Source organism: Streptomyces sp. NPDC026659, from assembly GCF_040638245.1.
Lineage (GTDB): Bacteria > Actinomycetota > Actinomycetes > Streptomycetales > Streptomycetaceae > Streptomyces.
The window spans coordinates 49,690-72,970 of record NZ_JBEZXY010000003.1 but is presented as its reverse complement, the minus strand read 5'-3'; the positions used below and the strand labels follow the sequence as shown (position 1 = coordinate 72,970).

Annotated in this window: 16 protein-coding genes, 4 tRNA genes and 1 other RNA gene; 9 read left to right on the top strand and 12 right to left on the bottom strand. The window is 70.0% G+C overall.

Features of this window, described 5'->3' with window-relative positions; translation table 11 throughout:
* Positions 1 to 52: 52 nt before the first annotated feature.
* The 4 genes from AB0E91_RS09180 to AB0E91_RS09165 all read right to left on the bottom strand — a co-directional run bounded on the left by AB0E91_RS09180 (position 53) and on the right by AB0E91_RS09165 (position 6,453).
* Positions 53 to 3,130 carry an HsdR family type I site-specific deoxyribonuclease gene (locus tag AB0E91_RS09180; protein WP_361777548.1) on the bottom strand — a complete coding sequence of 1,026 codons (3,078 nt, stop codon included), beginning with the start codon at positions 3,128 to 3,130 and terminating at the stop codon, positions 53 to 55.
* 3 nt (positions 3,131 to 3,133) lie between these two features.
* Entirely contained in the window at positions 3,134 to 4,423 is a 1,290-nt protein-coding gene (locus AB0E91_RS09175) for a restriction endonuclease subunit S (protein ID WP_361777545.1), read from the bottom strand.
* Complete coding sequence (locus tag AB0E91_RS09170) at positions 4,416 to 5,987, bottom strand: N-6 DNA methylase (protein ID WP_361777542.1); 1,572 nt, start codon at positions 5,985 to 5,987, stop codon at positions 4,416 to 4,418. Before AB0E91_RS09170 ends, AB0E91_RS09175 begins: the two co-directional genes overlap by 8 nt.
* Positions 5,988 to 6,365: 378 nt before the next feature.
* Positions 6,366 to 6,453, bottom strand: a tRNA-Ser gene (locus AB0E91_RS09165).
* A gap of 119 nt (positions 6,454 to 6,572) precedes the next feature.
* Between AB0E91_RS09165 and ffs the strand changes: the two genes are divergently transcribed.
* The 6 genes from ffs to AB0E91_RS09135 all read left to right on the top strand — a co-directional run bounded on the left by ffs (position 6,573) and on the right by AB0E91_RS09135 (position 15,065).
* An RNA gene (gene ffs, locus AB0E91_RS09160) (signal recognition particle sRNA small type) lies at positions 6,573 to 6,669 on the top strand.
* A gap of 103 nt (positions 6,670 to 6,772) precedes the next feature.
* Positions 6,773 to 8,986, top strand: coding sequence for a DNA polymerase III subunit gamma and tau (locus AB0E91_RS09155; protein ID WP_361777539.1), 2,214 nt, complete (start codon positions 6,773 to 6,775; stop codon positions 8,984 to 8,986).
* Positions 8,987 to 9,064: 78 nt separating this feature from the next.
* Positions 9,065 to 10,315, top strand: coding sequence for a phosphoribosylamine--glycine ligase (gene purD, locus AB0E91_RS09150; protein ID WP_361777536.1), 1,251 nt, complete (start codon positions 9,065 to 9,067; stop codon positions 10,313 to 10,315).
* Between the two features lie 266 nt (positions 10,316 to 10,581).
* A complete protein-coding gene (locus tag AB0E91_RS09145) occupies positions 10,582 to 12,375 on the top strand; it encodes a hypothetical protein (RefSeq protein WP_361777533.1) in 1,794 nt (597 codons plus the stop codon).
* Between the two features lie 218 nt (positions 12,376 to 12,593).
* Positions 12,594 to 14,096 (top strand): N,N-dimethylformamidase beta subunit family domain-containing protein, encoded by a 1,503-nt coding sequence (locus tag AB0E91_RS09140; RefSeq protein ID WP_361777530.1) that lies wholly within the window; start codon positions 12,594 to 12,596, stop codon positions 14,094 to 14,096.
* 72 nt (positions 14,097 to 14,168) lie between these two features.
* Entirely contained in the window at positions 14,169 to 15,065 is an 897-nt protein-coding gene (locus AB0E91_RS09135; protein ID WP_361777527.1) for a phosphoribosylaminoimidazolesuccinocarboxamide synthase, read from the top strand.
* Positions 15,066 to 15,102: 37 nt separating this feature from the next.
* On the opposite strand, the gene AB0E91_RS09130 is transcribed toward AB0E91_RS09135, so the two are convergent.
* From AB0E91_RS09130 to AB0E91_RS09095, 8 genes are all read right to left on the bottom strand, one after another.
* Positions 15,103 to 15,178 (bottom strand) — tRNA-Gly (locus AB0E91_RS09130).
* Positions 15,179 to 15,201: 23 nt separating this feature from the next.
* On the bottom strand, positions 15,202 to 15,816 hold the full coding sequence (locus tag AB0E91_RS09125) for a response regulator transcription factor (RefSeq protein ID WP_361777524.1): 615 nt from the start codon (positions 15,814 to 15,816) through the stop codon (positions 15,202 to 15,204).
* Positions 15,813 to 17,090, bottom strand: a complete 1,278-nt coding sequence (locus AB0E91_RS09120; RefSeq protein ID WP_361777521.1) for a histidine kinase — start codon at positions 17,088 to 17,090, stop codon at positions 15,813 to 15,815. Before AB0E91_RS09120 ends, AB0E91_RS09125 begins: the two co-directional genes overlap by 4 nt.
* Positions 17,091 to 17,151: 61 nt before the next feature.
* A complete protein-coding gene (locus tag AB0E91_RS09115; protein WP_361777518.1) occupies positions 17,152 to 17,964 on the bottom strand; it encodes an ABC transporter permease in 813 nt (270 codons plus the stop codon).
* Positions 17,961 to 18,899: an ABC transporter ATP-binding protein gene (locus AB0E91_RS09110; RefSeq protein ID WP_361777515.1), complete on the bottom strand. Its 939-nt coding sequence runs from the start codon at positions 18,897 to 18,899 to the stop codon at positions 17,961 to 17,963. The genes AB0E91_RS09115 and AB0E91_RS09110 overlap by 4 nt, the downstream gene beginning before the upstream one ends.
* Positions 18,900 to 19,026: 127 nt before the next feature.
* Positions 19,027 to 19,099, bottom strand: a tRNA-Gly gene (locus AB0E91_RS09105).
* A gap of 79 nt (positions 19,100 to 19,178) precedes the next feature.
* Positions 19,179 to 19,250, bottom strand: a tRNA-Gly gene (locus AB0E91_RS09100).
* Positions 19,251 to 19,400: 150 nt separating this feature from the next.
* Positions 19,401 to 19,718 carry an Lsr2 family protein gene (locus AB0E91_RS09095; RefSeq protein ID WP_161181538.1) on the bottom strand — a complete coding sequence of 106 codons (318 nt, stop codon included), beginning with the start codon at positions 19,716 to 19,718 and terminating at the stop codon, positions 19,401 to 19,403.
* Positions 19,719 to 20,027: 309 nt separating this feature from the next.
* On the opposite strand from AB0E91_RS09095, the gene purS reads away from it, so the two are divergent.
* The 3 genes from purS to purL are packed head-to-tail and all read left to right on the top strand — an operon-like array spanning position 20,028 to position 23,223.
* Positions 20,028 to 20,291, top strand: a complete 264-nt coding sequence (purS, locus tag AB0E91_RS09090) for a phosphoribosylformylglycinamidine synthase subunit PurS (RefSeq protein WP_361117157.1) — start codon at positions 20,028 to 20,030, stop codon at positions 20,289 to 20,291.
* A complete protein-coding gene (gene purQ, locus AB0E91_RS09085) occupies positions 20,288 to 20,968 on the top strand; it encodes a phosphoribosylformylglycinamidine synthase subunit PurQ (RefSeq protein WP_361777511.1) in 681 nt (226 codons plus the stop codon). The genes purS and purQ overlap by 4 nt, the downstream gene beginning before the upstream one ends.
* Positions 20,965 to 23,223 carry a phosphoribosylformylglycinamidine synthase subunit PurL gene (gene purL, locus AB0E91_RS09080; RefSeq protein WP_361777508.1) on the top strand — a complete coding sequence of 753 codons (2,259 nt, stop codon included), beginning with the start codon at positions 20,965 to 20,967 and terminating at the stop codon, positions 23,221 to 23,223. Before purQ ends, purL begins: the two co-directional genes overlap by 4 nt.
* Positions 23,224 to 23,281 lie beyond the last annotated feature (58 nt).

Below are 23,281 nucleotides of genomic sequence, written 5' to 3'. Positions count from 1 at the left end.
CGCACAACGAGGCCCGGCGACCGCCATGGGTTGCCGGGCCTTAGCGTGCCCGTCAGTCGACGAGGTAATGGGCTTCGATGTAGGCGACGGTAGACCCGTACGGTTCCCCTACAGGCTTCAACACGTACCGGCGGAAGACCGCGGCGGTTGCACGGCGGACGCCGCGGTTACGAGCCTCGGCGTTGTCCCATGACTGGGCAAGCGTGCGCTTGACCACCTGATCGATCTCCTCGGCCAGGTTCCGCTCCGTGACGGTGAGGCCGGACGGTGCGTGGTCGTGAATGATCCGCGACAGGACACCGACATGGTCGTCATCCAGCACGACGGCTTCGTCGGGGTGCTTCTCGGCGTTCACGATGGCACGGGCGACCCGAAGTGCTTCGGCCAGGAACTCCAGGGCATCCTGGGCGCTCTGGATGATTCGGTCCCGCAGCTGCCTGATCCGCTCTGCCAAGGCGGTGTACTTCGCGGACCCCGGTTCGACGCCCTTCTCGAGGGCGGCCTTGATCTGGTCCAGGATCTCCGCCGCAGACGGCGGCCTCTTGTCCTCGCTGTCGTCCTCGCCGGACTTGGGGCGGACAAGGGCCAGCAGCTCCTTGAGGATGGCGATGCCCTGAGCGTCGAGGACGAGGGGTTCCTCCTGAGAAGCGACCACAGAGAAGGAGTGGACGTGAGCGTTGATTATCTCCAGGACCAGCGGTCCCAGCTCGCCCAGGCGTTCCTTCCTCTCCTCGTCGGAGGACTTCTTGAACAGGGTGGTGTACACGGATCCGAACAGCCCGAAACCGTCCCGATACTTGGCGATCCGCTTGTCGGTGTTGATGAGCGGGTACAGGCGGGCCAAGAGCCGGTAGTCCTTGGAGAACATCTCGGCGGCGACAGGGTCGGCGTCCAGGAAGACGTTAATGGCTCGTACCGACTCGTACCCGTGGACCGTCAGGTCCAGGCCGTCCACGTTCGCAAATAGGTCTTCGATACGGGCGAAAGTGGTGCGGAACTCGGCGACCAGGTCGGTCACGTCGGTGACGAACCCCCCACCCTTGCCAGAGGTCCCCTCGGCGGTGGGGTCGACGACGGCCCGCTGGACCTCCTCAGCCAGGCTGATGTAGTCCACGACCACACCAGAGGTCTTCACGAACCCGGTCGGGGAGACCCAGGTGCGATTCGGCCGGGTGATCGTCTGGAATAGGTTGTGGGCCTTCAGCGGCTTGTCCAGGTAGAGGACGCCCTCGTTGGGGGCGTCGAACCCCGTCATCAGCTTCGCGGTCACCACCAGGAAGCACAACGGATCGTCCGGGGCGAGGAAGCGCCGCTTCTGCTCCTCCTCCTCGACCTCCGAGAGCCGGTAGGGCCGCATGGCGGCGTCCTCGTCCTTGGAGTCCTTGACGTGGATGTTGACCTCGGCGGTGATCCGGCCATGCTTGCCGACCTCGGCGAGCACCTGTGACGCCTCGAAGCCGGCCAACAGCTCGTTGATCTTGTCGGTGTAGGCCACGGCCAGCTCACGGTTGTAGGCGACGACCTGGGCCTTGAGGCCGTTGCGGTAGGCGCCGGCCAGGTAGTGGTCCACGATGTCCTGGCAGACCGTGTGTATGCGTCCGCGGTTGGCGAACACCGAGGTGAGGCGTCCGAACTTGCGGGACAGGGTTTCACGGTCGGGGTCGTCGAGGTCGAATTCGTCGGCGAACTGGTCGAACTCCGCTTGCAGCTCCCGGTCGTTCATCTCGAAGGTGACCGGGTGCGGGTCCAGCATGACCGGGACGGTGGCCTCGTCATGCAGGGATCGGGACACCGAGTATCGGTGCAGCACCCTGCCCGGGTCGGTCTCCTCGCCGAAGAGGGCGAAGGTATCGGTGGCGAGGTTCCTGATCGGGGTGCCGGTCATGCCGAAGAACTTCGCATTCGGCAACGCTGCACGCATCTGCCCGGCCAGAGAATCCTCCTTGGAGGACTGGGTGCGGTGTGCCTCGTCGACCAGCACGATGATGTTGCAGCGGGTCGACAGGTTCTTGCCGGCATCGGCGAACTTGTGGACGGTGGTGGAGATAACGCCGCGTACGTCGTCGGCCAGCAGAGAACGCAGCTTCTTGCTGGTGGCGGGCTGGTGGAAGTAGGCGTCCCCCATCGCGGAGGTGAATACCCCAGAGGTCTGCCGGACGAGGTCGGTGCGGTCCGAGAGCAGGATGATCGTTGGCGAATCGGTGCGAGTGTCGGCCAACAACAGGGAGGCGGTGAACACCATCAGCAGTGTCTTTCCACTGCCTTGGTGGTGCCAGATCAGACCCTTCCGGCCGTCGGCCAGGACCCGCTCGTGGATCAGATGCGCGGCCTCCATCTGCGGATAGCGGGGCAGGTACTTCTTGTCCGCGCCGCCCCCGGAGGTGCTGAAGAGGGTGAAGTTGGCGAGCATATCCAGGACCGTGGCCGGGGTGAGCAGCAGCTCGACAGAGCGTTGCACGTCGGCCTGCCCGGAAAGGGCCTCATCGTCAGCAGTGGACCGGAACGGCTGCCACAAATTCAGGGGCGCACCGGCGGCACCGAATCGCAGCTTCAGTCCGTCGGAGGCGATGGCGAAGACGTTGGGGGTGAAGAACCACGGGTACTCGGTGGCGTACACCTCGTTGATCTCGCGGGCGGCGCCGGCCCACCCGGACTTCGCGGTCGGTGACTTCACCTCTACGACAACTAGGGGCAGGCCGTTGACCCAGTAGACGAGGTCGAACCGTCGGGGGGTCTTGCCAGGGATGGTTATGGTCACCTCGTCCGACACGACCAGCGTGTTGGCGATTGGATGCTCGAAGTCGACGAGCTTCAGGGCGTGCCACACGCCGTCGGCGTGCCGGAACTCCTTTTGCCCGCGCAGCAGTTTCAGCACCTGCTCATTGGCCCGCACCAGCCCGCCCTCGACGGCGTTGACCGTGGCGACGATCTCCTCGACCACGGCGTCCACGTCGAACCCGTCGATCACCTCAGGGTTAAGTCGGACGATGGCGTCCCGCAGGTGGCTGACGATCACCGTCTGTGTCGTCTCACGCGGCAGCGACCTGCCGGCTGTGAAATTCCAGCCCATTGGCAAGGACCATTGGATCATCAAGTTCTGGAACTCGCGCTCCCGAATGCCCTTCGCCACGCCTCAGACCCCCAGTTCGGCAGACTCAATCTTGGTTGTGCGGTCCAGCAAGCTCGCGAGTAGGCCGGAGCGTGCGCCTCGAAGACGGGCGGCCTCAGCACGCGTCGCATCGGCGTTCGCACGAACGGACATCACGGCGGAAGAGACCTCCCGCTGCCGATCCAGATCAGGAAGAGGGATCGGTGTCTCGCGAATACGATCCTGGCTGACGTTGAACATCGAGGCGCTCGTGCCCGTAGCCGAACTCGTAAGGTGGCTCCGAGCCGACTTCAGAGCCATCGCCACCACGAGGAAGTCCGGGTCCAGCTTTGACGATGGCACGAGTCGCAGAGTCTTGTCGGCGAGGTAGAGCCCCTGCCGCACATCGACAGGGACTCGCGCGACGGCCCCAACTTTCAAGGGCGTGTTGGCTCGCGTGATGAGCACATCGCCGGGCCGAACGAGCGCGGACTCAGGCATGGATGTGCCAGGTAGAAGGGTCTTGGACTCTTCTGGGACGAACCGGAAGGGCGCCACAGCGCTTACCTTCAACACGCCAAGTTCGTCGGCTCCTGGCGGTCTCTTGTCTGCCTGGGGGCTCCTGCCTCCGCGAATGTCATTGAGCATCGTTCCCAGTGCCACGACGGGTTCGTTGGCGAGCAGGTCTCCAGCAACAGCCATCGACACCCGGTCCAGCGCCTCGGCTTCTTCGTCGAGTGCAGTGATCTGGTCGTCGACCGCGCTGATGATCTCGACGATCCGCTGCTGCACCGGCAGCGACGGCAGTGGGATGCGGTACGCGAGGAACTGACTTTCCTTCCACCGGTTCCGGCTGGCTGTCGTGCCGGTCGAGACGGTCTCCACATAGTCCCAGACCCGCCTCTGCTGGAAATAGAGGTTCAGGTACTCGACCGAAAGCCGTTCGGGATCTGTGTCGAACAGCGGGAATTCGTTCGAGACGAAGGCGCCGGCGAGCTCAGGAAGCACCAGCCCGAAGGACCCCTTGCCTGCGAAGAGTCGGTTGTAGATGAACTGGCCAGGCGTGACCTTGTAGACGGTCGTGGCCTTGGACGTCTCGCGCGTGACAGTCTCTCGGTGGAATGCCCCCTCGCCGTACCAGCGCACTCCCAGAAGCCGATACTCAGCTCCGCTCTCGATCTTCACAGCATCCCGACGCTGGACGACCAGTTCGCTCAGCGCCACGCGTGGCCAGACATTGCCCCTCGAAACCCTGGATTCTTGCGGTGGAATGGCCCCCTTGCGGCGCATAGCAGTCTCAAGGTCACCGAAGGGGATCTGCTGCCAGTCACTCATCGAATCCCTCGATTCCGGCATCAGCAAGGACGGTGAGCATGTGCTGCTCGGCCTTCTGGCGCTCGGCTCGGGCGATGTTGTAGGCGGTGACGAGGGCGCCGAGGCTTTCCTGCTCGGCAGTGGCCTGCTTGAGGTAGCGGCCGATGTTGAGGTCGTACCCGTTCGCCGCGATCTCCGTAGCAGGAACAAACCGGGCAGAGAGACCGCCCACTTTGCCAGCATCCACGAGGTTGCCGTCGGCGTCGAAGTCCGAGTGGTAAGCGGTCACTGTGTCGGCGATGTCAGCGGTGGTGAGGATGTTGCGGTTCTTAGCCTTGGCGAACCGCTTGGAGGCATCGATGAAAACCACGCCGCCCTGCCGCTGCGGGACCTTGGTGCCGGGCGCGCGGAACACCAAGATCGCAGTGGGGATGGAAGTCGAGTAGAAGAGGTTCGCGGGCAGGCCAATGACCGCTTCGAGCAGGTCATCCTTGAGGACGCGCTTGCGGATGGCTGCCTCCTGACCGCCTCGGAAGAGGACGCCGTGTGGCAGGACGACGCCGGCACGGCCCTTCTTCGGATCCATGCTGGCGATCATGTGCTGCACGAATGCCCAGTCTGCCGACGACTGTGGGGCGACCCCTCCGATGGCGCGCGGGTCGTTGGTCCAGGGCTTCCACTTCAGGCTGTAGGGCGGATTGGCGACAATCACGTCGAATTGCTTCACAGACCCGTCCGGCTTCTTGAAGCGCGGGTCCCTCAAGGTGTCGCCGACCTCGACCTTGAACTCGGTCAGGTTGTGCATGAACAGGTTCATGCGGGCCACACCTGCAGTGTCTGTTACCGCCTCCTGCCCGTTCAGGCTGAGTGTGTACCCCCGTCCGCCGCGGGCCTTCAGAAGGCTCGCGGCGGCAATGAGCATGCCACCAGACCCGCAGGTCGGGTCGTACACCGAGTCGTGGTTCTTGGGGTCCAGCAGCTCGATGATCAGCTCGACGACCTCGCGCGGGGTGAAGAACTGGCCGGCGCGGGTGCCTGACCCGTCAGAGAAGCGCTTGAGCAGGTACTCGTAGGCTCCACCGAGCACATCGTGGGACATGGTGCCCTCGTGCATCTTGGGCACGCGGTCCATCGCCCGCATGACCGACGCAAGCACCTCCCCAGGCAGCACCGCTTCCGAGGTCCAGGTCATGGACCCGAAGATGCGGGAGAACTTGTCAGGGTTGGCCGACTCGATGGCCTGGAGGGAAGCGCGAACCCGCTGGCCGAGGCCGTGCTGGGCGACGGTGGCGAGGATGGATGACCAAGAGGCGCGGCGCTCGGCGACCGTGCCAGGGAAGATGAAGGGGATCTTGAACGTCTGGTAGTTGCTGTACTCGACCTCGTCGGCTTCCTCGGCTGAGAGGTCGAGGTCCCCGTTCTCCTTGAGGAAGATCTGGTGGGTGTGCTCCCAGGTATCCGACAGGTACTTCCAGAACATCAGAGGGAAGACGACCGAGGAGTACTGCGCTTCGGGCATCGCCACGCGCAGCTCGTCGGCGGCGTCCCACAACCGGTTCTCGATCTCCTGCTGGGTCACTGCCATCAGTGGGGGTGTCCTTGCTCGTGTCCGGGTGGCGATCTCGGGGCCGTGGAGCTTCCGCTGGGCATCCTATTTTGGCCCTCTGACAGTGAGGCTGAGGTCAACCTCTTCTGCGGCTGGCCCAAGGGGCTGACTGGGCTGCTGCAGCCATGCACGTTGCCGCGGAGCCCCATGCGGGTCGCTCAGGAAGATCTTGGTCTCGATGCGGTCGACGATCACGGCCCCAGTTGCCCTGACCGTTGGCAGAGAGCAGCTGAAACCTGTCCGCGGAGGTCCAGGGCTGTTCGCCCCGCGCAACTGAGACCAAAACTGAGACCACGCACGTCGAAGGGCCCCGCTGCAAGCAGTGGGGCCCTTCGACATCGTGCCCGGTGAGGCACTTGGCGGAGGATACGAGATTCGAACTCGTGAGGGGTTGCCCCCAACACGCTTTCCAAGCGTGCGCCCTAGGCCTCTAGGCGAATCCTCCGCCGCAAACATTACATGACCGCGGAGGGTGCTCGCGAACCTCGATCCCGAGGTGGGGAGCGGTGCTCGGCGCGGGGTCGGTCGAGGTACCTCGCGGAGGTCCGGATCGGGTACTCTTTCGGCAGCCCCCCACGCGGTGCTATCTGACTGAACTCCCCCAGGGCCGGAAGGCAGCAAGGGTAGGTCGGCTCTGGCAGGTGCGTGGGGGGCCCTTGTTTTTTCAGGGGTGCGGGGCGGGGCCCAGGCTGTGACCTGCGGTGGGAGCGGGGCCGGTTCCGGTGCGCGGCCGGTTGTCGGTGCTCCCCTATAACCTCGTATGCGTGTCGTCTCTCGCGCTGTACCGCCGCTACCGCCCCGAGACCTTTGTCGAGGTCATCGGGCAGGAGCATGTCACCGACCCGCTGCAGCAGGCGCTGCGGAACAACCGGGTCAATCACGCGTACCTGTTCAGCGGGCCGCGCGGATGTGGCAAGACGACCAGCGCGCGCATCCTGGCCCGCTGTCTGAACTGTGAGCAAGGTCCCACGCCCACCCCCTGCGGGGAGTGCCAGTCGTGCCAGGACCTCGCGCGCAACGGCCCGGGTTCGATCGACGTCATCGAGATCGACGCCGCGTCCCACGGTGGTGTGGACGACGCCCGTGAGCTGCGCGAGAAGGCCTTCTTCGGCCCCGCCTCCAGCCGGTACAAGATCTACATCATCGACGAGGCCCACATGGTCACGTCGGCCGGCTTCAACGCCCTGCTCAAGGTCGTCGAGGAGCCGCCGGAGCACCTCAAGTTCATCTTCGCGACCACCGAGCCCGAGAAGGTCATCGGGACCATCCGGTCGCGTACGCATCACTACCCCTTCCGGCTCGTCCCGCCCGGCACCCTGCGCGAGTACCTCGGCGAGGTCTGCCAGAAGGAGGAGATCCCGGTCGCGGAGGGCGTACTGCCCCTCGTCGTGCGCGCCGGTCAGGGTTCCGTGCGTGACTCGATGTCCGTCATGGACCAGCTCCTCGCCGGTGCCGGCGAGGACGGTGTGACGTACCCGATGGCGACCTCCCTCCTCGGCTACACCGACGGCTCCCTCCTGGACTCCGTGGTCGAGGCCTTCGCCACCGGTGACGGCGCCGCCGCCTTCGAGGTGGTCGACCGCATCATCGAGGGCGGCAACGACCCCCGCCGCTTCGTCGCCGACCTGCTGGAGCGGCTGCGCGATCTGGTGATCCTCGCCGCCGTGCCCGACGCCGTCGAGAAGGGGCTCATCGACGCCCCCGTCGACGTCCTGGAGCGGATGCAGGCCCAGGCCGAGACCTTCGGCGCCGCCGAGCTGAGCCGCGCCGCCGACCTCGTCAACGAGGGCCTGACCGAGATGCGCGGCGCCACCTCGCCCCGCCTCCAGCTCGAACTCATCTGCGCCCGCGTCATGCTCCCCGCCGCCTACGGCGACGAGCGCTCCGTCATGGCCCGCCTGGACCGCCTGGAGCGCGGCGTCAGCCTCTCGGGTGGTGCCGGTGCCGGTGCCGCCCCCGTCGCCCCGGCCATGGGCTACGTCCCCGCTCCCGACGCCCACCCCGGCATGGGGATGGCGGAGCCTTCGGTGTCGGTCGGCGGTGGCCCCGCCGCCGCCCGCGCGGCCGTACGGGGGCAGGGTGCGGGCGGTCCCGCCAACGTCGTACCGCCGGTCGCCCCGGCCCCCGTCGCGCCTCCCGCCCCGGCCCCTGCGGCCCCTGTGGCACCTACGGCTCCCGCGCCCGCCGCCCAGCCCCCGGCCGCGCCCGCCGCTTCCGCCCCCGGTGCCTGGCCCACCGCCGCCCCCGCGGGCAGCGGTCGCCGCCCCGGTGGCTGGCCCACGGCCGCCCCGGCCGGTAGTGGCGGCACGCAGCAGTCGCAGCCGCCAAGCCGACCGCAGCAGCAGTCGCAGCCGCAGGCCCCCGCCGCCGCACCCCAGGTCCAGCCACCCGCCCCCGCCCCCACCGGCGGCCTCGACCCCCGCGTCCTCTGGCCGAACATCCTGGAGGCCGTCAAGAACCGCCGCCGCTTCACCTGGATCCTGCTCAGCCAGAACGCCCAGGTCGCGGGCTTCGACGGCACGACCCTGCAGATCGCCTTCATCAATCAGGGCGCGCTCGCGAACTTCGCCGGCACCGGCAGCGAGGACGTACTGCGTCAGGCGCTGGCCGAGCAGTTCAACGTGCAGTGGAAGATCGACGCGATCGTGGACCCCTCGGTCGGCTCCGCGCCCCCGTCCGGCTCCCCGCAGGGCTACGGCTCCGCCCCCGCCGGAGGCTACGGCGCCCCGGCGGCCGCCCCGGCCCCCGCCGTCGCACCCCAACCCGCCCCGCAGCAGCACTCCGCCGCTCCCGATGCCCGGCCCCCGGCCCCGGTGGCCCCCGCGCCCGCCCCCGAGCCCCGGCACCACATCGCCCCCGAGGACGACACCCCCGAGGACGACGACCCCGACCTGGACGAGTCGGCCCTCTCCGGCCGCGACCTCATCGTGCGGGAACTGGGGGCCACGGTCGTGGAGGAGATCTCCAACGACCAGTGAGCGTTCCCAGTCGCTTGTGGGATCGTACGAGTCCACCGCCCTCCGGACTTCGTCGGCCCAGCCGATAGGCTGACCCCCGTGAAGGTCCTCGTCATCGGCAGCGGCGCCCGCGAACACGCCCTGTGCCGCTCCCTGTCCCTCGACCCCGACGTCACCGCGCTGTACTGCGCACCCGGCAACGCCGGCATCGCCGAGGTCGCCGAGCTGCACCAGGTCGACGCGCTCGACGGCAAGGCCGTCGCCGCGCTGGCCGGTGAGCTGGAGGCCGACCTCGTCGTGGTCGGCCCGGAGGCGCCCCTGGTCGCCGGCGTCGCCGACGCCGTGCGCGACGCGGGCATCCCCGTGTTCGGCCCCTCGCGCGAGGCCGCGCTCCTGGAGGGGTCCAAGGCGTTCGCCAAGGACGTCATGGCGGCGGCCGGGGTGCCGACCGCCCGCTCCTACGTCTGCACGACGCCCGAAGAGGTCGCCGTGGCCCTCGACGCCTTCGGCGCCCCCTACGTCGTCAAGGACGACGGGCTGGCCGCGGGCAAGGGCGTCGTCGTCACGGAGGACGCGGAGGCGGCGACCGCCCACGCGGCCGCGTGCGAGCGCGTGGTGATCGAGGAGTTCCTCGACGGCCCCGAGGTCTCGCTCTTCGCGATCACCGACGGCGTGAGCGTCGTACCGCTCCAGCCCGCGCAGGACTTCAAGCGCGCGCTCGACGGCGACGAGGGCCCGAACACCGGCGGCATGGGCGCGTACTCCCCGCTGCCGTGGGCCGACCCGAAGCTGGTGGAGGACGTGCTGCGCACCGTGCTCCAGCCGACCGTGGACGAGATGCGCAGGCGCGGCACGCCCTTCTCCGGGCTGCTGTACGCCGGGCTCGCCATCACCTCGCGCGGTGTGCGGGTCATCGAGTTCAACGCGCGCTTCGGCGACCCCGAGACCCAGGTCGTGCTGGCCCGTCTGAAGACCCCGCTGGCCGGAGTCCTGCTCGCCGCCGCGAACGGCACCCTCGGCGACCTGGAGCCGCTGCGCTGGAGCGACGACGCGGCCGTCACCGTGGTCGTCGCCTCGCACAACTACCCCGGCACCCCGCGCACCGGCGACCCGATCACCGGCCTGGACGACGTGGCGGAGCAGGACGCCCCGCACGCCTACGTCCTGCACGCCGGGACCCGGCGCGAGGGCGGGGAGACCGTCAGCGCGGGCGGCCGGGTGCTGTCCGTCACGGCGGTCGGCGAGGACCTGGCGAAGGCGCGCGAGCGGGCGTACCGCGCGCTGACCCGGATCGGGCTCGACGGTTCGCAGCACCGGACGGACATCGCGGCGCGGGCTGCCGACGCGTAGATCCTGTTGTTCCCGATCAGGCCCCGGACATGCGTGAATCCGGGGCCTGATCTTTGCTTTCTGTCACTCACCTCTGACCAAAGCCATTCCATCGAGTGAGCAATCAGCTATCCGGCTGACGGGGGCCGGGGCCCCAACTATGGTGCGGCGCAAGCATTCCGGCACTTGGCCCACCGGCATTGCGATGTCAGTGGTGGGTGCCACAGTGGGGGAGTGGGCAACGCCAGGAGAGCACGGGAGCGGCACGGAGGGGGTGAGCTCCGCTCATGACCGGAATCGGTGGGGAGGCGGGCGCGCGGGCCGCGCGTTCGCGGGCCCTGGCCGTGCTGCGGGTCCGGGGTCGCGCGCTGGGCGTGGCACTGCTGCCCGCGGCGGCCGAGGTGATCCTGCTGACGGGCGGTGCCACCGGCCAGTTCGCCGGGCCCGGCTGGGATCTGGCCCGCTGGATCGTGGGCGGCTTCGCGCTGGTGGTGCTGCTGGCGGCCGCCGGTGTCGCCCTGGTCGTGGCCCGCGCGCGCCCGGCCGAGACGCCGACGGTGCCGGTGTCGGAGCGGGCCGCGCCGGATCTGTACCGGCTGGTGCGGGACCTGGCCGAGCGCCTTGATGTGCCCGCGCCCTCCGCGATAGCGCTCACGCCGGACTGCGACAGCTGGCTGGAGGACCGTACGCATCCCGCGCACGGGCCGCCGCCGCGCGAGACGGCAGCCACCCCCACCGTGCCGGGCCTCGCCCCCGGTGACGCCCCCGGCGGTGCCGCGCCCGCGCCCGTCCTCGTCATCGGCTCCCCGTTCCTGTGGTGGATGCGGGTGGCCGAGCTGCGCGCGGTGCTCGCCCCGGTCGTCGCCGGTACGGGCCCCTCCGCGCAGCCGGACATAGCCGCCGCCCGGCGCTTCGTACGGGGTCTCGACGCGGCGGTGGCCGTCTCCGCGACGAGCGGCCGCGGTCCGCTGACCCGGGGCGTGTGCGGGGCGCTCGGCTGGGTGGCCAGGCTGCTGCTGCGCGCCTGCCGGGAGCACGCGGTGCTGATGGAGCGCGGGGTCGCCGCGGCGGCGGCCGAGCGCGCCCAGTCGGTGGACTACGGCCCCCGGATCGTCGCCCAGGAGCAGGTCGGGCTCGCCTACGCGGGCTGGGACCGGCTGCTGACCAGGGTGGCGCTGCCCGCCTGGCGGATGGGCCGCTGGCCCTCCCGCCTGGACGCGGGCGTGGTCGCCGCGCTGACCGAGCTGTCCCGGCGCGACCGGCTGGCCGACGGCTTCACCTCCCGCCTCGGCGAGCGTCCGGCCTGCGATCTCCTGGAGGAGCCCGGGGTGGCGGACGAAGCGGTCTCCCTGCTCGCCGCGCGCCTCTTCCACGGCGCCCCCACCGGCCCGGGCCCCCAGTGGTCCCCGGTCGACTGGCACGCCTACCCGGAGGAGGTCGTCGACCGCACCTGGCGCGCGGAGGCGGCCCGTCTGCACCGGGTGCTGGACGGGCTCCCCGACCGCCCCCCGGCCTCGGGCGGCGCCACCCTGGCCCGGGTCCTGGACCACCTGGCGGCTCCGGCCGAGGTGCCCGGGCGGAGGATGCCGGAGGACGACGCACCGGCCCTGCCCGCCTCCGCGCACACCGACCCCGACGATCCCGCCTCCGCGCACACCGACCCCGACGATCCCGACCCCACCACCGAACGCGGCTCCGCCCTCGCCGCGGGCCTCAGCGCCGAGCTGGCCCGGGAGGAGAGCACCGTGCCGCGCGGGGCCACCGCGTCCGGGCTCGGGCGGGACCCCGAGCTGTGGGACGAGGGGGCGTTGCCGCTGTTCCCGTTGCAGCCGCCCCGGACCGGCCGGGAGCTGCTGGTCGCGCATGTCACGGCGATGGTGTGCTGCGCGGCCGTCGACTCCGCGGGGGCCGCCCCGGGCCTCGACTGGCTCGACGGGCCGACCCTGCTGCTGGACGGCAAGCGGGCCACCGATCTCGGGCCGAGGGTGCTCAGCCTGATCGAGGAGGGGAACCCGGGGCCGTTGCGGGACTGGCTCGCCGCCGCCGGGATACGCCCGGAGAAGCCGGTCCGGCTGGGCTGACTCCGGCCGATAACGGAGCACCGACTTCCACTTCAGGCCAATTCACAACGAATAGTGACCGGAGCCGTGCGTTATGTGATGTGCTGAGACCGACACGCACATGGCATCGGCATAAGACAGGCACCGAGCAGAACCGCACCGAGCACCACGAATCACCCGCACCACGCACCACCCGCACCACGACAACGGCAACGGGGGCATGAGGGAGGGGAGCGCCCATGGCCTCGGACCACATCCGCCGCTGGGAGTCCGGAGCACTCGCGCACGCCGTCACCGACCCTTTCGGCCTGGGCCCGGTGCCCTGGCTGCGCGGCAGTGAGACCTACTTCGACGACACCGGTCACGTGGTGCCCTGGTACGTGGACACCACCCAGCCGCACACCACCACGAGCGCGAGCGGCACCCGCGTACCCGCTCCCCGTTCGGCGGGCCCCGGCCCCCGCTCGGCCGACGACGTGCACCGCCAGATCAAGGGCTTCGCCTCCACCGGCGCGGTCGAGCCCGGCAAGGCGATCGACTTCCACATCACGGTCGACCCGCCCCAGGAGTTCAGCGTCGACATCTACCGCATCGGCCACTACGCAGGGCACGGTGCCGCGAAGATCACCAACAGCCCCCGGCTCTCCGGCATCGTCCAGCCCGAGCCGCTGGCCGCCGACCGCACGGTCTCCTGCCACCACTGGTGGCTGTCCTGGCGCCTCCAGGTCCCCGAGGAGTGGCAGGTCGGCGCCTACGTGGCCGTCCTCACCACCAGCGACGGCTACCGCTCCCACATCCCCTTCACGGTCCGCGACGACCAGCCCGCCGACCTGCTCCTGCTGCTGCCCGACGTGACCTGGCAGGCGTACAACCTCTACCCGGAGGACGGCCACACCGGCGCCAGCCTCTACCACGCCTGGGACGAGAGGGGCCGGCTGCTCGGCGAGGCCGACGCGGCCGTCACGGTCTCCTTCGACCGGCCGTACGCGGGCGCGGGCCTGCCCCTGCACGTCGGCCACGCCTACGACTTCATCCGCTGGGCGGAACGGTACGGCTACGACCTCGCCTACGCCGACGCCCGCGATCTGCACGCGGGCCGCGTCGACCCCACCCGCTACCGGGGCCTGGTCTTCCCGGGCCACGACGAGTACTGGTCGGTCCCGATGCGCCGGGCCGTGGAGAACGCCCGCGACCACGGCACCTCGCTGGTCTTCCTCTCCGCCAACACCATGTACTGGCAGGTGGAGTTGGCGCCCTCGGCCTCCGGCGTCCCGGACCGGCTGCTGACCTGCCGCAAGCGCAAGGGCCCCGGCAAACCCGTGCTCTGGCGCGAGATCGACCGGCCCGAACAGCAGCTGATCGGCATCCAGTACGCGGGCCGCGTCCCCGAACCCAGCCCCCTGATCGTGCGCAACGCCGACCACTGGCTGTGGGAGGCGACCGGCGCCCGCGAGGGCGACGGCATCGAGGGCCTGGTCGCGGGCGAGGCCGACCGCTACTTCCCGCGCACCGCGCTCCCCGAGCACGAGGAGCGCATCCTCCTCGCCCACTCCCCCTACCTCGACGGCGACGGCGTACGGCGCCACCAGGAGACCTCCCTCTACCGCGCCCCCTCCGGCGCCTGGGTGTTCGCCTCCGGCACCTTCGCCTGGTCCCCGGCGCTGGACCGCCCCGGCCATGTGGACCCCCGTATCCAGCGAGCCACGGCCAACCTCCTGGACCGCATCTGCAAGCGCGACTGACCACCCGGACGACACCCTCGTCGCCGTATACGGGAGAATCGAGGCAGTTGGACAGAACCACGGGGAGGAACCGTGTCCGGATTCGTAGAAAAGCCCGAGCCGATCGAGGTTCCGGGCCTGGTGCACCTGCACACCGGCAAGGTGCGGGACCTGTACCGGAACGAGGCGGGCGACCTCGTGATGGTCGCCAGTGACCGCATCTCCGCCTACGACTGGGTGCTGCCCAGCGAGATCCCCGACAAGGGCCGGGTGCTGACCCGGCTCTCCCTGTGGTGGTTCGACCAGTTGCGCGACCTGGCGCCCAACCACGTCATCGGCACCGAGCTGCCCGAGGGCGCCCCCGCCGACTGGGCGGGCCGCACCCTGGTCTGCAAGTCGCTGCGCATGGTCCCCGTGGAGTGCGTGGCCCGGGGTTACCTCACCGGCTCGGGCCTCGCGGAGTACCGGGAGTCCCGCACGGTGTGCGGCCTCGCCCTCCCCGAGGGCCTGGAGGACGGCTCGGAGCTGCCCGGACCGATCTTCACCCCGGCCACCAAGGCCGAGGTCGGCGAGCACGACGAGAACGTCTCCTACGAGGAGGTGGCCCGTCAGGTCGGCGCCGAGACCGCCGCCCAGCTGCGCCAGGCCACCCTCGCGGTGTACTCCCGCGCCCGCGACATCGCCCGCGACCGGGGCATCGTCCTCGCGGACACCAAGTTCGAGTTCGGATTCGACGGAGACACCCTCGTGCTCGCGGACGAGGTGCTGACCCCGGACTCCTCCCGCTTCTGGCCGGCCGACCAGTGGCAGCCGGGCCGCGCCCAGCCGTCGTACGACAAGCAGTTCGTGCGCGACTGGCTGACCGGGCCCGACTCCGGCTGGGACCGCAAGAGCGAGCAGCCCCCGCCCGCGCTCCCCGAGGAGGTCGTGGCGGCGACCCGCGCCAAGTACATCGAGGCGTACGAGCATCTGACCGGCACCCGCTGGTAACGCGAGAAGCCCCCGGTGAGAACCGGGGGCTTCTTCATGGAGCGGACGACGAGGCTCGAACTCGCGACCTCAACCTTGGCAAGGTTGCGCTCTACCAACTGAGCTACGTCCGCAGTGCGCCGTGGCGCGGAGCCAACTATACCCAACCCCGCTGCCGTGCGAGACGCACCGCCGCGTGCCGGTTCTCCGCGCCGAGCTTGGTGACAGCGGAGGAGAGGTAGTTCCGCACGGTCCCCGGGGACAGCGCGGCCCGCTCCGCGATCTCCGCGACCGGCGCGCCGTCGGCCGCCAGCTCCAGCACCTCGGCCTCCCGCGCGGTCAGCGGGGAGTCCCCGGCGGAGATCGCGTCGGCGGCCAACTCCGGGTCGACGTACCGCTGTCCGGCGTGCACGGTACGGATGATCTCGGCGAGCCGCTGGGCGCTCATCGTCTTCGGGGCGAACCCGCGCACACCGGCCGCGAGCGCCCGCTTCAGGTGTCCGGGGCGCCCGTGCCCGGTGACGATCAGCACCCGGCAGCCCGGCAGTTCGGACCGCAGGGATGTGGCGACCCTCACACCGTCGGCGCCCGGCATCTGGAGATCCAGCACCGCCACGTCGGGCCGGTGGGCCCGCGCCATGGCCAGCGCCTCGGGCCCGCTCGCCGCCTCGGCGACGACAAGCAGGTCGTCCTCCAGGGAGAGCAGGGCGGCCAGCGCGCCCCGGATCAGATGCTCGTCGTCGGCGAGCAGCAGCCGTACCGGACCGTTCATGGGGCGACTTCCTTCACTTTCACTCTTCGCTCGTCCGCCGACGGGACCGGCCGGCGCAGCGGCACCTCGGCGACCAGCCGGAACCGGTTCCCGGTCACCGGCCCCGCTTCCAGCGCGCCGTCCACGGCGGCCAGCCGCTCCCGCAGCCCGGCCAGCCCGGACCCGCCGCCCTCGGCCGGCCCGGACCCGCCGGTCCCGCCCGGGAGGGCGCCCGCGCCGTCGTTCTCCACCGTCAGCACCGCGTGCCCCTCGCGCACCCGCACCGCCACGGAACACCGCTGCGCGTCCCCGTGCCGCAGCACATTGGTGGCCGCCTCGCGCACCACCCAGCCGAGCGCGGACTGCACGGGCGCGGGCAGCTCCGCCGTCTCGTCCCGTATCTCGCAGACGATCCCGGCGGCCGTCAACACACCCTGCGCACCCGCGAGTTCGATGCCGAGGTCGGCCTCGCGGTAGCCGCGTACGACCTCGCGGACCTCGCGCTGCGACTCCTGCGCGATCCGCTGCACCTCGATCATCTGCTCCACGGCCTCCGGCCGTCCGCGCCGGGCGAGCTGGACGGCCAGCTCGCTCTTCAGGGAGATCACCGAGAGGTTCCGGCCCAGCACGTCATGCAGATCCCGCCCGAACCGCAGCCGCTCCTCGGCGACGGCGAGCCGGGCGCGTGTCTCGCGGGCCTCGTCGAGCGCGTAGACGGCGTTCAGCAGCCAGACGGAGAAGAGGGAGGTGAAGGCGAGGAACCCGGCGCCGACCAGCACCGCCAGCATCGTGCCGAGCCCGGAGAGCCCGGGGATGTGGAGCGGGAAGGTGTACAGGCCGGCGCCGGCCGCGAAGCCCACCACGATCGCGAGCACCCGGCGCCGGTCGCGCACGCCGAGCGCGATGGTGCCACCGCCGAAACTGAGCGAGCCCGCGAAGAGCGTTCCCGTCACCTCCGGCAGGCCGTGGCCCTGCGGGCCGCGCTGGGCGATGGCGAGGCTGGTCACCGCGACGGCGGCGGTGACGGCGGCCAGCGTCCACAGCAGCCGTACGGGCTGGGGGCGCAGGCCGCGCGTCCAGTCCAGCGACCGGGCCGCGGTCACCGCGCAGACGGCGGCGTGCAGGCACACGAGCAGGACCAGCCACACTCCCGGCCGGCCCGGCAGGTGCGGGAGGGCGGGAAGCCCGACCGAGACGACTTCGATCACGGCGAAGACGTGGAACGACCACCGTGTGTACGTCTCGACCTTGGCCGGAGTGCTCTTTCCACGCCACCAGCCGACCGGCCCGCGCATGTTCCGCCCCCTTCGTCCGGCGCCGGTTCGGCGCCGTCGGTCCCGTCTGGTCCGGCGCCGTTCAGCGCCGTGATTCCCACCGGAACCACCGCCGTACAGCAAACACGGCCACGATCACCCAGGCCAGCGCGCCCGCGACGGCGCCCAGCGTCTCGTAGGCGCTCATCCCACCGGTCAGGCCGCCGCTCACCAGACGGATCGCCGGGGAGAGCGGGAGGAACGCGCAGATCCGGGCGAGTCCGTCGGGCATCAGGCCGGCCGGGAACATGATGCCGGAGCCGAGCATCGAGACGAACACCAGCGGCAGGGCGGTGACCTGGGCACTCTCCACGCTCCGGGTGAAGGAGGCGGTGAGCGCGGCGAGCGCGGCGCTCAGCACAAGACCCGTCACGATCCCCAGCACCGTCAGATACGGCGCCTTCGGCGGGCCGGTGTGCAGCAGCACCGCGCAGCCCGCCCACAGCAGCAGGGCCTGGGCGAGACCGAGGCCCAGGGCGGGCAGGGCGGTGCCGGTGAGGATCTCGGCGTCGGACAGCTCGCCGGTGCGCAGCCGCTTGAGGACGAGTTCCTCGCGGCGGGCGACATAGGCGTTGACGAGGGAGGCGTAGACGGCGAACAGGAAGGTGAAGCCGAGGGCGGCGGTCAGCATGACCGCGCCGAGGGTGAGCCCCGCCTCCTTCAGGTTCATCTTGTCCACCGCGCCCCGAAGGCTGAACGGCACGGTGAGCGGCACCAGCAGCGCGGTGAGCACGACACCCCGATTGCGTCCGAGGAGGGCGAGTTCGGCCCGGGCGAGCGCGGTGAGCCGCTGAAGGGCCGTGGGCCCCCGGCTCCCGGACTCCGTTGCCGTCGCCGTGCTGACAGTCCCGCTCATGCCGCGGCCTCCCGCTCTCCGGCGATCCCGAGGAACGCCTCTTCCAGTGAGGCCGGCCGCACGTCCAGTCCGTGCAGGTCGACCTTGTTCCGTTCGGCCCAGGTCAGCACTCCGGTGGCGGAGCGCTGGAGTTCACGGGTGCTCAGCCGGACGGTCCGTCCGCTGACCTCGTGTCCGCACACGCCGAGTTCGGCCAGCGGCGGCAGATCGCCGGGGAACCAGCCCTCGGGCAGCCGGAAGGAGATGCGCGCGGGCCGGTCCGCGGTGACCTCGGCCGGGGTGCCGGAGGCGGCGATGCGGCCCTCGTGCAGGATCGCGAGGCGGTCGGCCAGGTCCTCGGCCTCGTGCAGATAGTGCGTGGTGAGCAGCACGGTCGTCCCCGCGTCGCGCAGGGCGCGCACCAACTCCCAGGTGTCCCGGCGGCCTTCGGCGTCCAGACCGGTCGTCGGCTCGTCCAGGAACAGGACCTCGGGGTCGCCGAGCAGGGCGAGCGCGAGGTCGAGGCGCCGCCGCTCGCCGCCGGAGAGCTGCTTGACCCGTACGCCGCTCTTCCCGGCGAGGCCGACCCGCTCCAGCGCCTCCGCCTCGGGCCGGGCCCCGCTGGTGCAGGCCGCCCACATCCTGGCCGTCTCGGCGACGGTGAGATCGGCCGGGAAGCCGCCCTCCTGGAGCATGACCCCGGTACGGGGGCGTACGGCGGCGCGGTCGCGGTGGGGATCGTGGCCGAACACCCGGACCCGGCCGCCGTCCGGCCGGGCCAGCCCCTCCAGCAGCTCGACGGTCGACGTCTTGCCCGCGCCGTTGGTACCGAGCAGGGCGAAGATCTCCCCGCGGGCCACGGAGAAGGTGATGCCCCGCACGGCCTCGAAGCCGGTGCCGTAGACGCGCCGCAGGTCGGTGACCTCGATCACGTGCTCTTGCTCGTCGCTGTCCATGACTTCAGCGTCCCGGCGGCGGACGGGAGTCGGCAGTGCGCGCTGTCATCGCCGGGCATGACAAATGTCAGAAGGGCGGAGCGCATACGAAAAGACCCCGGCCCAATGGACCGGGGTCTTTTTCCCGAGCGGACGACGAGGCTCGAACTCGCGACCTCAACCTTGGCAAGGTTGCGCTCTACCAACTGAGCTACGTCCGCACTGCTCCCGACCGGCTCCCACCGATCGGTGCGAGCACCAGCCTACCTGATCCAAAAGGATGCTTGTGACCGGTGCCAGAGCGGGTGACAGGAATCGCACACTGCGCCTTCCCCCTGGAAGGGGGATGTTCTACTACTGAACTACACCCGCACGACCTTCGGGATTCGGCCTTTCGGCCTCGCCCCTCGGCGTGCTCCAGACATTAGCCGATCGGCAGGGGGGTAGCGCAAGTCGGTTCCCCCTGCGGACAGGTGAGCGACTCTCAGGGTCCGCCGCCGGACCCTGAGGAACCGCTCCGGCTCACTGGGCCGCGCTGAACGCCTCGTAGACCTTCTTGGGGATGCGTCCGCGCGCGGGGACGTCCATCTTGTTCGCCTGCGCCCAGGCGCGGACGGCCGACGGGTCGGGGGCGACCTCGGTCTGCTTGTACGCCTTGCCGGACCGGGCGCGCTTGCGGCCGGCCTCCACGAAGGGGGCGAGCGCCTTGCGCAGTTTCCTGGCATTGGTTTCGTTCAGGTCGATCTCGTACGACCTGCCGTCGAGCCCGAAGGCGATCGTCTCCGCCGCTTCCGAGCCGTCGATGTCGTCAAACAGAGTGACCACGACTTTTTGCGCCACGAATATCGGTCCCTTCGTGCGGCACGTTGATACGGCTCACGGCTACGACATGCCGAGTATCCGCTATTGCCAATTCATTTGTACAGCGCTCGGCAATGAAAGAGGAAGACCCACTAAAACCGCCCGCGTGTCCGGCATCAATAGATCTCGCGCACGGACTGGAGAACTTTCCCAGAAATTTTCGCGGGCGCACGTCTTCGACACCCGATCGTGATGCGGGTCACGTACTTTCCTCCAACTCTACTCGCGTAGAAATTTTGTACGGGTAGTCTGAAGGAACCTGCTCAGCACCACACACCGGGAGTGCCAGTGGCACGCGTCGTAGTCGACGTCATGCTCAAGCCGGAGATCCTCGACCCCCAGGGCCAGGCGGTCCAGCGTGCGCTGCCGCGTCTGGGTTTCGAAGGGATCTCGGACGTCCGTCAGGGAAAGCGATTCGAGCTGGAAGTCGAGGGGCCGGTCGACGAGGCCGCGCTCGCCCGCATCCACGATCTTGCGGAATCCTTCCTCGCCAACACCGTGATCGAGGACTTCATCGTCAAGGTGGAAGAAGTCGCGGGGGCGGCGGAGTGACCGCTCGTATTGGTGTCGTCACATTTCCCGGGAGTCTCGACGACCGTGACACCCGGCGCGCGATCACACTCGCGGGCGCCGAACCGGTCGCCCTCTGGCACAAGGACAAGGACCTCAAGCAGGTCGACGCCGTAGTGCTCCCCGGCGGTTTCTCCTACGGCGACTATCTGCGCGCCGGGGCGATCTCCCGCTTCTCGCCGGTGATGGAGTCCGTCATCGAGCAGGCCAGGGCCGGACTTCCGGTCCTCGGCATCTGCAACGGCTTCCAGATCCTCACCGAGGCGCATCTGCTGCCCGGCGGGATGCTCGGCAACGACCACCTCCACTTCATCTGCCGCGACCAGAAGCTGCGGGTGGAGAACGCGGAGACGGCCTGGACCGGCGACTACCGCCAGGGCCAGGAGATCCACATCCCGCTGAAGAACATGGACGGCCGGTACGTCGCCGACGCGTACACGCTCGACAAGCTGGAGGCGGAGGGCCGGGTCGTCTTCCGCTACCTGGACATGAACCCCAACGGCTCGCTCAACGACATCGCCGGCATCACCAACGAGGCCGGGAACGTCGTCGGCCTGATGCCGCACCCCGAGCACGCCGTCGAGCCGCTGATCGGCACGGGCCGCACCGACGGCCTCCCGTTCTTCACCTCGATCCTCAAGAAGCTGGTCAACGCATGAGCCGGACGCCTCTGGACACGGTCGACAACGCGGCCGCCACCCCTGACGTCGAGCTGCCCTGGGCCGAACTCGGTCTGAAGAAGGACGAGTACGACCGCGTGGTCGAGATCCTCGGCCGCCGCCCGACCGGTGCCGAGCTGGCCATGTACTCGGTCATGTGGTCCGAGCACTGCTCGTACAAGTCCTCCAAGGTCCACCTGCGCCAGTTCGGCGAGAAGGCGCCCCAGTCGGACGCCCTGCTCGTCGGCATCGGCGAGAACGCGGGCGTGGTGGACGTCGGCCAGGGCTACGCGGTCACCTTCAAGGTCGAGTCGCACAACCACCCGTCGTACGTGGAGCCGTACCAGGGCGCCGCGACCGGCGTCGGCGGCATCGTGCGCGACATCATCGCCATGGGCGCCCGCCCGGTCGCGGTCGTGGACCCGCTGCGCTTCGGCGCGGCCGACCACCCCGACACCAAGCGGGTGCTGCCCGGCGTCGTCGCGGGCATCGGCGGCTACGGCAACTGCCTGGGCCTGCCCAACATCGGCGGCGAGGTCGTCTTCGACGCCTGCTATCAGGGAAACCCGCTGGTCAACGCCGGTGCCATCGGTGTCATGCGGCACGAGGACATCCACCTCGCCAAGGCGTCCGGCGCGGGCAACAAGGTCATCCTCTACGGCGCCCGGACCGGCGGCGACGGCATCGGCGGCGCCTCGATCCTGGCGAGTGAGACCTTCGACGACGCGAAGCCCTCGAAGCGCCCCGCGGTGCAGGTCGGCGACCCCTTCCAGGAGAAGCTCCTCATCGAGTGCACCCTGGAGGCGTTCCAGGAGAAGCTCGTCGTCGGCATCCAGGACCTCGGCGCGGCCGGGCTGTCCTGCGCCACCAGCGAGCTGGCCTCCAACGGCTCCGGCGGCATGCGCGTCACCCTGGACGACGTCCCGCTGCGCGACTCCACGCTCTCGCCCGAGGAGATCCTCATGAGCGAGTCGCAGGAACGCATGTGCGCGGTGGTCGAGCCCGAGAAGGTCGACCGCTTCCTGGAGATCTGCGAGAAGTGGGACGTCATCGCCACCGTCATCGGTGAGGTCACCGACGGCGACCGCCTGGAGATCTTCTGGCACGGCGGCAAGATCGTGGACGTCGACCCGCGCACCGTCGCCCACGACGGCCCGGTCTACGAGCGCCCCTACGCCCGTCCCGACTGGCAGGACGCCCTCCAGGCCGACGACGCGAACAAGCTGCCCCGCCCGGCCACCGCCGAGGAACTGCGCGCGCAGGTCCTGAAGCTGGTCGCGTCGCCCAACCAGGCGTCGAAGAAGTGGATCACCTCGCAGTACGACCACTTCGTGCAGGGCAACACCGTCCTGGCCCAGCCGGAGGACTCCGGCATGATCCGCGTGGACGAGGAGACCGGCCTCGGTGTCGCCATCGCCACCGACGGCAACGGCCGCTACGCCAAGCTCGACCCGTACACGGGCGCGCAGCTGGCGCTGGCGGAGGCGTACCGGAACGTGGCGACGACCGGCGCCAAGCCCCTTGCGGTCTCCGACTGCCTGAACTTCGGCTCGCCCGAGGACCCGGCCGTGATGTGGCAGTTCGCGGAGGCCGTGCGCGGTCTGGCGGACGGCTGCCTCCAGCTCGGCACCCCGGTGACCGGCGGCAACGTCTCCCTCTACAACCAGACCGGCGAGGCCGCCATCCACCCGACCCCGGTGGTCGCGGTCCTCGGCGTCATCGACGACGTGGCCCGGCGCACCCCGGTCGCCTTCCAGGAGGAGGGCCAGCTCCTCTACCTGCTGGGCGACACCTCCGAGGAGTTCGGCGGCTCGGCCTGGTCCCAGGTGATCCACGACCACCTCGGCGGGCTGCCCCCGAAGGTCGACCTGGAGCGTGAGCGGCTGCTCGCCGAGATCCTGATCGCCGCCTCCCGCGACGGCATGATCGACTCCGCGCACGACCTGTCCGACGGCGGTCTGATCCAGGCCGTGGTCGAGTCGGCGCTGCTCGGGGAGAAGGGCGCGCGGCTGATCGTCCCGGACGGTCTGGACGCGTTCACCTTCCTGCTCTCGGAGTCGGCGGGCCGCGCGGTCGTCGCCGTGCCGCGCTCGGAGGAGCTGCGCTTCACCGACATGTGCGGTGCGCGGGGCCTTCCGGCCACCCGGATCGGTGTCGTGGACGGGGACTCGGTCGAGATCCAGGGCGAGTTCGGCCTGTCCCTGGCGGAGCTGCGCGAGGCGCACGAGAACACGATTCCGGCGCTGCTGGCATAGGCGTAGGCATCAGACGTGAGTGAGGAGGCTCCCCGTACCTCGGGGGGCCTCCTCACGT

Coding starts and splice junctions, on each gene's coding strand:
- AB0E91_RS09175 (WP_361777545.1), bottom strand. CDS start 4,423: ATGAGTGACTGGCAGCAGATCCCCTTCGGTGACCTTGAGACTGCTATG.
- AB0E91_RS09170 (WP_361777542.1), bottom strand. CDS start 5,987: ATGGCAGTGACCCAGCAGGAGATCGAGAACCGGTTGTGGGACGCCGCC.
- AB0E91_RS09145 (WP_361777533.1), top strand. CDS start 10,582: ATGACCGGAATCGGTGGGGAGGCGGGCGCGCGGGCCGCGCGTTCGCGG.
- AB0E91_RS09140 (WP_361777530.1), top strand. CDS start 12,594: ATGGCCTCGGACCACATCCGCCGCTGGGAGTCCGGAGCACTCGCGCAC.
- AB0E91_RS09125 (WP_361777524.1), bottom strand. CDS start 15,816: ATGAACGGTCCGGTACGGCTGCTGCTCGCCGACGACGAGCATCTGATC.
- AB0E91_RS09120 (WP_361777521.1), bottom strand. CDS start 17,090: ATGCGCGGGCCGGTCGGCTGGTGGCGTGGAAAGAGCACTCCGGCCAAG.
- AB0E91_RS09115 (WP_361777518.1), bottom strand. CDS start 17,964: ATGAGCGGGACTGTCAGCACGGCGACGGCAACGGAGTCCGGGAGCCGG.
- AB0E91_RS09110 (WP_361777515.1), bottom strand. CDS start 18,899: ATGGACAGCGACGAGCAAGAGCACGTGATCGAGGTCACCGACCTGCGG.
- purL (WP_361777508.1), top strand. CDS start 20,965: ATGAGCCGGACGCCTCTGGACACGGTCGACAACGCGGCCGCCACCCCT.